Below are 9451 nucleotides of genomic sequence, written 5' to 3' on the forward strand. Positions count from 1 at the left end.
CTCAAACTCACACACACTCAACAACCCACACCACCCACCCACCCCCCCCCCAACCAAACCCCCCCCCGCCCCGCGCCCCCCCCCCCGCCCCGCCCCCCCCCCCCCCCCCCACCGTTCAGCTATGCGCCAGGCACTGGCAGCGGGTCAGAGCTTCAGCTCTGGCCACCCGCCAGCTTCTCGCGCAGGGCCGCCAGGGCCTCGTCCGAGGCGAGAGCGCCGGAGCCCTCGTCGCTGCTGGACGAGTAGGAGCCACCGGCAGCGGCGGCGACAGCGTCGCCACCCTCGGCAGCGGCCTCGGCGTCGGCCTCACGGCTCTTGATGACCTGGGCCTGGTGCTGCTCGAAGCGGGACTGCGCCTCGGCGTACTGGCGCTCCCACTCCTCACGCTGCTTCTCGAAGCCGGCCAGCCAGTCGTTCGCCTCGGGGTCGAAGCCCTCCGGGTAGATGTAGTTGCCCTGGTCGTCGTACGAGGCAGCCATGCCGTACAGGGTCGGGTCGAACTCGACCTCGGCCGGGTTGGCACCCAGCGCCTCGTTGGCCTGCTTGAGCGACAGGCTGATGCGACGACGCTCGAGGTCGATGTCGATGACCTTGACGAAGATCTCGTCGCCGACCTGGACGACCTGCTCCGGGATCTCCACGTGGCGCTCGGCCAGCTCGGAGATGTGGACCAGACCCTCGATGCCCTCGTCCACGCGGACGAACGCACCGAACGGAACCAGCTTGGTGACCTTACCCGGAACGACCTGGCCGATCTGGTGGGTACGGGCGAACTGCTGCCACGGGTCCTCCTGGGTCGCCTTCAGCGACAGGGAGACGCGCTCGCGGTCCATGTCAACGTCGAGAACCTCGACGGTGACCTCCTGGCCGACCTCGACAACCTCGGACGGGTGGTCGATGTGCTTCCAGGACAGCTCGGAGACGTGCACCAGGCCGTCGACGCCACCCAGGTCCACGAAGGCACCGAAGTTGACGATCGAGGAGACGACGCCGGAGCGCACCTGGCCCTTCTGGAGGGTGGTGAGGAAGGTCTGGCGGACCTCGCTCTGGGTCTGCTCCAGCCAGGCACGGCGGGACAGGACCACGTTGTTGCGGTTCTTGTCCAGCTCGATGATCTTGGCCTCGAGCTCCTTGCCCACGTAGGGCTGGAGGTCGCGGACGCGGCGCATCTCGACGAGCGAGGCCGGCAGGAAGCCACGGAGGCCGATGTCGAGGATGAGACCACCCTTGACAACCTCGATGACGGTACCGGTGACGATGCCGTCCTCTTCCTTGATCTTCTCGATCGTGCCCCAGGCACGCTCGTACTGAGCGCGCTTCTTGGACAGGATGAGACGACCCTCCTTGTCCTCCTTCTGGAGAACCAGGGCCTCGATGTTGTCACCGACGGCGACGACCTCGTGCGGGTCGACGTCGTGCTTGATCGAGAGCTCGCGGGACGGGATGACGCCCTCGGTCTTGTAACCGATGTCGAGGAGGACCTCGTCACGGTCGACCTTCACGATGACGCCCTCGACGATGTCGCCATCGTTGAAGTACTTGATGGTCTCGTCGATGGCGGCGAGGAACGCCTCGGCGTCGCCGATGTCGTTGACCGCGACCTGCGGGGTGGTGCTGAGGGAGGAGTCGGTGGGGCTCGTCATTAGGAAAAGGGCTCCGGTACGGACATGAAAGTCGTAGGTAATGCCACGCGGAGGGCCCGTATCGCTCCCACCGAAAGCCGGACAGCCAAGAACACGGCGCACCGGCATTCCCGCACAGCGAGAAATCCGGCGTCCGTCTTGCGACCGTGGGGTCTTCGACAGATGCGAGCGCGACCTGCTCCGTCTGAGGCGCGCAGGCCCGCAGCGCAACTTGTAGCATACGGGGACGGCCAGGCACGGTCAACGCCAAGAGCGGCAAGACGGTGGAGCCCGGTATGGATCAGGCCATATCCTCCGATTGCGCACCTTGCGGTGGCGCCCGAAGGGGGCCCTTCCCCGGATGCCACCGCCAGGATCGGGTCCTTGACGGGCCCGGTCTCGGCAGCGGCGCTTCCGCACTCCACACCCTACGCGATGGGCATTATCACCGTGGCCACCACCCCCCAGTCCGACCTGCATGATCTTGACGGCGACGGCGACGACGCGGTACGGCGCGCGGCCGGCACCGGGGAGAGCAGCCGGGCCAGCCGGCACTGGTGGGACCGCAACGCCGACGAGTACCAGGACGAGCACGGGGAGTTCCTCGGCGACGACCGCTTCACCTGGTGCCCCGAAGGCCTCGACGAGGCCGACGCCCACCTGCTCGGCGAGGTCGCGGACAAGGACGTGCTGGAGATCGGCGCCGGCGCCGCCCAGTGCTCGCGCTGGCTGGCCGGCCGCGGCGCCCGCCCCGTCGCCCTGGACATCTCCCACCGCCAACTCCAGCACTCCCGCCGGATCGACCTCGGCCGCGGCGCCACCCCCGTCGCCGTCGTCCAGGCCGACGCCGCCGTCCTGCCCTTCGCCGACGCCTCCTTCGACCTCGCCTGCTCCGCCTACGGCGCCGTCCCGTTCAGCGCCGACACCTCCGCCCTGATGCGCGAGGTGCACCGGGTGCTGCGCCCCGGCGGCCGCTGGGTGTTCTCCGTCACCCACCCGATCCGCTGGGCCTTCCCCGACGAGCCCGGCGTCGAGGGCCTCACCGCCGCCTCCTCCTACTTCGACCGCACCCCCTACGTCGAGGAGGACGAGCAGGGGCGCGCCAGCTACGTCGAACACCACCGCACCATCGGCGACCGGGTCCGCGAACTCGTCGGCGCCGGCTTCCGGTTGACCGACCTGGTCGAGCCCGAGTGGCCGGCCGGCCTGGAGCAGGAGTGGGGCGGCTGGTCCCCGCTGCGCGGGCGGCTGATCCCCGGCACCGCGATCTTCGTCGCCGAACGGGGCTGACGCCTTGCCGAACCCCGCCTCGCCGAATGGGGCTGACGCCTTGCCGAACCCCGGCTCGCTGAACCCCGCCTGGCGCGAACTGCCCGTCCGCAGCGCCCTGCCCGCCCTGCACGACGCGCTGGACGGGCCCGGCACCGCCGTCCTCGCCGCCCCGCCCGGCACCGGCAAGACGACCCTGGTGCCGCTCGCGCTCGCCGGGCTGCTCGATCCCGGGCGTCCGACGCTCCGCGTGCTGGTCGCCGAACCGCGCCGGCTCGCCGTCCGGGCCGCCGCCCGGCGGATGGCCTGGCTGCTCGGCGAGGCCGTCGGCGGGCGGGTCGGCTACACCGTGCGCGGAGACCGTCGCGTCGGCCCGGAGACGGTGGTCGAGGTGGTCACCACCGGGGTGCTGCTGCAACGGCTCCAGCGCGACCAGGAGTTGCCCGGGGTGGACGTGGTCGTCCTCGACGAGTGCCACGAACGGCACCTGGACGCCGACACCGCGCTCGCGTTCCTCCTCGACGTCCGGGCGGCACTGCGGCCCGAACTGCGGCTGGTCTGCGCCTCGGCCACCTCCGACACCGCGGCCTGGGCCGAACTCCTCGGCGGCGCGCCGGTGGTGGAGGCGCACGGGGTCTCCCACCCGGTCGAGACGGTGTGGGCGCCGCCGCCGCGCGCCGTCCGGCCCGCCCACGGCACCCGGGTCGACCCGGCGCTGCTCGACCACGTCGCCGCCACCGTCCGGCGGGCCCTCGCCGAACAGGAGGGCGACGTGCTCTGCTTCCTGCCCGGCGTCGGCGAGATCAGCCGTGTCGCCGGACAGCTGTCCACGGTGGCGGCGGACGTCCTGCAACTCCACGGCCGCGCCCCGCAGGCCGTCCAGGACGCCGCCCTCACCCCCTCGGACGGCCGCCGCGTCGTGCTCGCCACCGCCGTCGCCGAGTCCTCGCTCACCGTGCCCGGCGTGCGCGTCGTCGTCGACGCCGGACTCGCCCGCGAACCGCGCACCGACCACGCCCGGGGCCTCGCCGGCCTGGTCACCGTCCGCGCCTCCCTCGCCGCCGCCCGCCAGCGCGCCGGCCGTGCCGGGCGCGAAGCCCCCGGCACCGTCTACCGCTGCTGGAACGAGGCCGAGGACGCCCTCGCCGCCCGCTTCCCCACCCCCGAGATCGCCCTCGCCGACCTCACCACGTTCGCTCTCCAGGCCGCCTGCTGGGGCGACCCGGACGCCACCGGCCTCGCCCTGCCCGACGCCCCGCCCGCCGGGGCGATGGCCGCCGCCCGGCAGACCCTCCAGGCCCTCGGCGCCGTCGACACCGACGGCAGGGCCACCCAGCGCGGCGTCCGCCTCGCCCGCACCGGGCTGCACCCCCGACTGGGGCGCGCACTCGTGGACGGCGCCCCTGCCGTCGGCGCCCGTCGAGCGGCCGAGGTGGTCGCCCTGCTCTCCGAGGAGCCGCCGCGCGCCCTCGGCGACGACCTCGGCGCGGTCTGGCGGACGGTCCGCTCCGCCAGCGACCCGTACGCCGGCCGCTGGCGCGAGGAAGTCCGCCGCCTCCTGCGCGCCGCCGGCTCCGAGGCCGCCACCCAACTGCCCGACACCACCGCCGCCGGCCTCGTCGTCGCCCTCGCCTTCCCCGAACGCATCGCCCGCGCCCGGGTCGACAAGCCCGTCCCCGGCGAGCGCAGCCCGTACCTGATGGCCTCCGGGACGGCGGCCGAACTCGCGCCCGGCACCGCGCTCGGCGCACTGCCGTGGCTCGCCATCGCAGTCGCCGACCGCCCGGCCGGCTCCCCGTCCGCCCGCATCCTGCACGCGGCGGCACTGGACGAGGACACCGCCCGGCTCGCCGGTGCCTCGCTGCTCGAATCCCGCGAGGAAGTCCACTGGGACACCCGCCGCGACGAGGTCGTCTCCCGCCGGGTCGAGTCGCTGGGCGCGATCGAACTCGCCGAGAAGCCGCTCAACCGCCCCGACCGGGCCCTCGTCCGGACGGCCGTCCTCGAAGGCCTGGCCCGCGAGGGCGTTTCCGCTCTACTCACCTGGCCCTCCCCGGGCCTGCGCGAACGCCTCGCCTTCCTCTACTCCGCCATCGGCGCCCCCTGGCCGGACGTCTCGGACGCCGCGCTGCTGGAACGCGCCGAGGAGTGGCTGGAGCCCGAACTCTCCCGCGCCCGTCGCCGCGCCGACCTCGCCCGCATCGACACCACGGCGGCGTTGCAGCGTCTGCTCCCCTGGGCCACCGGAGAGGCGGGCCGCCTGGACGAGCTGGCCCCCGAGCGCATCACCGTGCCGTCCGGCTCGAAGATACGAGTCGACTACAGCACCGAACGCCCTTTCCTCGCCGTCAAGTTGCAAGAACTCTTCGGCTGGACGGCGGCCCCCGCCCTGGCCGCCGGCCGCGTCCCCCTCACCATCCACCTGCTGTCTCCCGCCGGGCGCCCCGCCGCCGTCACCGGCGATCTGGAGAGCTTCTGGCACAACGGCTACCGCGCCGTCCGCGCAGAGTTGAGAGGCCGCTACCCCCGCCACCCCTGGCCCGAGGACCCGTCGACGGCGGAGCCCACCCGCCGCCTCAACCCGCGGAACTGACACTCCTCCTCGGCGGGGGGATTCCCCGCTCGTGCTGCCGTCAGGAGATCGAGAAGCCCATCTGGCTCACCACCGGCGTCATCGGCACGTAGAGCACCTGCGCGTAGCAGGTCGTCGAGTGGGCCGTCGATCCAGCCGGGCAGCCGACCGCCGACCTTCCGGCCACGATCACGCCGCGAGCCTCCATGTCGCCGTTCGCGCCGGACGGATTGGCGAGTGCGGGGCCGCCGCTGTCACCCTTCGCGCCGATCGCCCGTCGGTCACCGCCCTTCGACTCCGCGACGTCCACCGGCTTGATCTTCGTCCCCTCGTCGTTCGTCGTCTCGACATCGACCTTCTTGACCTCCACGTCGCACTTCCACCCCGACTGGGCGCCGCTGAGGCAGACGAGGTCCCCCACGTTGTTGCGTCCGACCCCGTACGTGCGTCGCGACGAACCGCCGCTGTCCGACCAGGCACCGTCGTAGAACCGGCCGGCGCCGTTGCCGTTGATCCCGATCATGCCGACGTCCAAACCGTCGCCGATCGCGTACAGGTCGCCGATGTAGCCGCTGGTGCCGTTGTAGTACCGGCCGCTGCCGCAGTGTGCGGCGGTCAGCAGCACCTTCGTCCCGTCCTTCCAACCGCTGAACGCGGTCGAGCAGAACGAGGCCTTGCCCGTGTTGACTTCGGCGCCCGCGTAGTACGGCGCGCTGTCGGAGTGCCGGCTGCCGGACAGCGCTGCCGGGATGCCCTCGACGGTGGCCGTCACCGGCATCCCGGCGATCTCGGCGGCCGTCCGGGAGTACGCCTGCTCGGTCGTGGCGCCGCCGGTCGGCCGGGGCGCCTTCGTCGGCACGTACGTGATCGCGATGGCGGTGCCGTCCTCCTGCGGGCCGATCGACGTCCATGTCTCGGGCGCCACAGCGGCGGTGAACCGGTCGATCGCGGCACGCATCTCGGCACGGGAGTAGGGGCTTTGGTGGACGTCGACGGTGTAGCCGGGGCCGGCGTTCGCGTCGAGCAGCGCCCGGACCTCGGCCGGGGCCCCGCCCTTCCAGTAGATGTCGGCGTGCTGGTTCGACGCGTCGATCACGGTCCCGGCGTAGCCGTCCGCCGCCCGGTCGCCGGACTCCACCCAGTCCTGCACCGGGTCCGTCATGCGGTGGAGCTTCTGCTGGGCCTGCGGGTCGCGGAGCACCGGCAGGCTGACCGACGGGACCGGCCCGTCCTGCCCGTCCGGCGCGGCATCGGCGGCGACGAGGGCGGAGGCGGTCACGGCGGACAGGGCCAGGGACAGCAGGAGACGGGAGCGGCGCATACGCGGTCCTTCGACGAGGCTGGCGGGCCGACACCCAGCGTAGGGACCGATCCACGTTTCGCCTGGCCAGAAGGCGCGTTCCGGGCTTCGGTGGGCGCACGCGGAAGGCGACGCGCCCCCGTCAGCGGATCACTACTCCGGGAAGTCACCGGCCTGGACGGAGGAGAGGAAAGACGTCCAAGCCGAGGCCGGGAAGACGAGCACCGGCCCGTGCGGGTCCTTGGAGTCACGCACCGGGACCGCGCCGGGAAGGGATCCGAGGGCCACCTCGATGCACTCGCCCCCATCGTCCCCGCTGTAGCTGCTCTTGCGCCAAGAAGCTGTCCCCAGCTCGACGTTCTTCATGCCGATACTCCTCCATCGCATCTGTGATCAGCGCACACGAGTCGCCCACCGACAGTACATCGCCACGCAGGAGGTCGAAGTCGCGTCGAGCCTCAGTGACGATTGACGGCGCATCACTGAAGTGTCCGCGATACAGACTCTCCGAGTACACCCACTCCTTCCCGTCCGGCATCAGCAGCAGGAACAAGGAAGTGGCCGGCATCTTCCTCGCCGGGCGAGCGAATGGTGCTACCTCGATGAAGATGTTCGACTGCTCACTCACGGAGAGAAGGTGTTCCATCTGCCTCCTCATCACGCCCGGTCCACCGACTACGGTACGAATGGCGCTCTCGTCGAGAACCACCAGCAGCATCGGCCCATCGCCGGTCAGGAAGCGCTCCTGCCTGCCCATCCGAGTTGCGACCCTCTCGGCTAGCCGCTCCGGGATGTTGCGCGCGTCCCCAAGGCTCAAGATCGCACGCGCATAGTCCTCACACTGCAGCAGGCCGTTGATCCGGTTGTACTGGATGGCCCGGATCGCTGCGACCTCCTCTTCCAGCTCCACGTACTTCTGGAACCAGTCCGGGTGCTCGATGTCCGCGTGCCAGTCCACCCGCTCCCACAGCCGAACGAGCAAGCCTCCCATCGCCAGTGCATCGTCGGCTCTCGCCACAGTGTCCGCATCCATCGGCCTCTTGCCACCTTCCCACCGGGTGATGACCGTCCGGTGGCAGTGCAGGATTTTGCCCAAGTCTTCCTGCGTGTAGCCGGCCTGCTCCCGTGCGAAACGGAGCGCTTCGCCGAACATCACCGCCGGGCTCGACGTGAGCCCGCTCTCCAGTCGCCGATGTGCCATCGCAATCCCCCTCAGGTGCCGCAGTTCCCCACACGCCGATTTGGTCGCCACCGTAACTCCAGCACCCCGATGATTGACACCTGAGAGCGATCTTTCGCGTGCACAGCGTCACATCGCGCTCCCTTCGCACGCCCCCCCATCCGCCCCCTTGAGGTGCCCCGCCATGCTCAAAATCCGTACCGCTCCCCGCCCCCGCCCGTTCGCGGCCCGCCTGGACTCCCGCACCGAATCCACCCCCATCGCAAGGCAGTTGCTGCGCGCCTACCTCGCCGCGCTCCCCACCGGCGACCGCTACTCCGACACCGCCGAACTCCTCCTCGGCGAACTCTTCGCCAACGCCGTCCAACACACCGCCGACGCCCCCACCGACCGCCTCATCGAAGTCCGCTTCGCCCTCACCGGCGACCACCGCCTGCGCCTCGAAGTCCACGACGCTGGCACCGGCCGACCCTCCCTCCACACCCCCACGCCCGAGGACGAACACGGACGCGGCGTCCTCCTCGTCAACGAACTCGCCGAGAAATGGGGCTGCTGCCCCCGCGCCGGCGGCGTCGGCAAGTTCGTCTGGGCCCTGTGCGCCCCCGCACCCGCCCCCACGCCCGCCACCTTCCTCACTGTCTGAACAAGGTGCCCACCATGCGACTCCCCTTGACCGCCCGGCACCTGTTCGACACCGGTTCCACCCCCGCCGACGCCTACGCCACCCTCGCCCGCCGTACCAACGAACCCCTGCGCTCAGCCCGCGCCGTCTGCACCGCCCTCGGCATCCCCGCCGCCGAAACCCAACGCCGCCTCAACGACTGCTACGACGCCCTCCTCGCCACACCCCGCCCCGGCACCGAGAACGACACCGGCGAACTCCTCGAAGCCCTCGGCGTCTTCGACATCCCCAAAACCCCCGACAACCACGACCTCGCCATCATCAACCTCCTCACCACCGCCATCGACGCCCACGGCAACATCCGCGCCGGCCACCAACACGGCCTCACCCGCTGGTTCACCACCGGCAACCTCACCACCGCCTACCTCTCCCTCACCACCACCCAACCCCACCCCACCACCGGCAACCCCACCCACTACTGGACCACCCTCACCACCGCCGGCGAGCTCCTCACCACCACCCCCACCCCCGACCCCCGCCTCGAACCCGCCCTCACCCACTGCCGCACCCAAGCCCAAGCCCAAGCCCAAGCCACCCACACAACCCACCCATGAACACAGGAAGTCGACCCACCCGACTTCCTGCGCGCCCCGCAGAACCCATCTGCCGCACACCGCCCTGGCTTCGTTCACTTCTAGCAGTAGCGTTTGTCTGCCGGTTTGAGCAGCAGTTGACGATCTTGAGGACCGTGGATGTTCACGAAGCAGCAGCAGTCCACGGGACGGGGGGCCCCCCCCCCGCCGGGGGGGGGGCGCGGGGGGGATTGTTAGCGCACACCCCCCCCCGCGCGGGGGGGGGGGGGCCACACAGCGAGAGGGGCGGTGTG

General features: G+C 71.3%; 8 protein-coding genes. 4 read left to right on the forward strand and 4 right to left on the reverse strand.

From position 1 onward, the window contains the following. Positions 1-152: 152 nt before the first annotated feature. Positions 153-1643, reverse strand: a complete 1491-nt coding sequence (rpsA, locus tag ACFV61_RS12520) for a 30S ribosomal protein S1 (protein WP_063347134.1) — start codon at positions 1641-1643, stop codon at positions 153-155. 414 nt (positions 1644-2057) lie between these two features. On the opposite strand from rpsA, the gene ACFV61_RS12525 reads away from it, so the two are divergent. Both ACFV61_RS12525 and hrpB read left to right on the forward strand, forming a co-directional pair. Further along, positions 2058-2912, forward strand: a complete 855-nt coding sequence (locus ACFV61_RS12525; RefSeq protein ID WP_380337935.1) for a class I SAM-dependent methyltransferase — start codon at positions 2058-2060, stop codon at positions 2910-2912. A gap of 40 nt (positions 2913-2952) precedes the next feature. Then, the gene (gene hrpB / locus ACFV61_RS12530) at positions 2953-5484 is read left to right on the forward strand and encodes an ATP-dependent helicase HrpB (RefSeq protein WP_380491520.1); all 2532 of its coding nucleotides are present in this window, start codon (positions 2953-2955) and stop codon (positions 5482-5484) included. A 40-nt stretch (positions 5485-5524) separates the two neighbouring features. Here hrpB and ACFV61_RS12535 read toward each other — a convergent pair whose 3' ends face one another. From ACFV61_RS12535 to ACFV61_RS12545, 3 genes are all read right to left on the reverse strand, one after another. Continuing rightward, positions 5525-6784 carry a hypothetical protein gene (locus tag ACFV61_RS12535; RefSeq protein WP_380491522.1) on the reverse strand — a complete coding sequence of 420 codons (1260 nt, stop codon included), beginning with the start codon at positions 6782-6784 and terminating at the stop codon, positions 5525-5527. 132 nt (positions 6785-6916) lie between these two features. Continuing rightward, positions 6917-7051: a DUF397 domain-containing protein gene (locus tag ACFV61_RS12540; RefSeq protein ID WP_380491524.1), complete on the reverse strand. Its 135-nt coding sequence runs from the start codon at positions 7049-7051 to the stop codon at positions 6917-6919. Further along, positions 7011-8015, reverse strand: coding sequence for a helix-turn-helix domain-containing protein (locus ACFV61_RS12545; RefSeq protein WP_380491526.1), 1005 nt, complete (start codon positions 8013-8015; stop codon positions 7011-7013). The genes ACFV61_RS12540 and ACFV61_RS12545 overlap by 41 nt, the downstream gene beginning before the upstream one ends. A 112-nt stretch (positions 8016-8127) precedes the next feature. Here ACFV61_RS12545 and ACFV61_RS12550 point away from each other — a divergent pair, with 112 nt between their 5' ends. After that, a complete protein-coding gene (locus tag ACFV61_RS12550; protein WP_380491528.1) occupies positions 8128-8586 on the forward strand; it encodes an ATP-binding protein in 459 nt (152 codons plus the stop codon). Between the two features lie 14 nt (positions 8587-8600). Further along, positions 8601-9179: a hypothetical protein gene (locus tag ACFV61_RS12555; RefSeq protein WP_380491530.1), complete on the forward strand. Its 579-nt coding sequence runs from the start codon at positions 8601-8603 to the stop codon at positions 9177-9179. Positions 9180-9451 lie beyond the last annotated feature (272 nt).

This window comes from Kitasatospora sp. NPDC059817, from assembly GCF_042731835.1.
Classification (GTDB): domain Bacteria; phylum Actinomycetota; class Actinomycetes; order Streptomycetales; family Streptomycetaceae; genus Kitasatospora.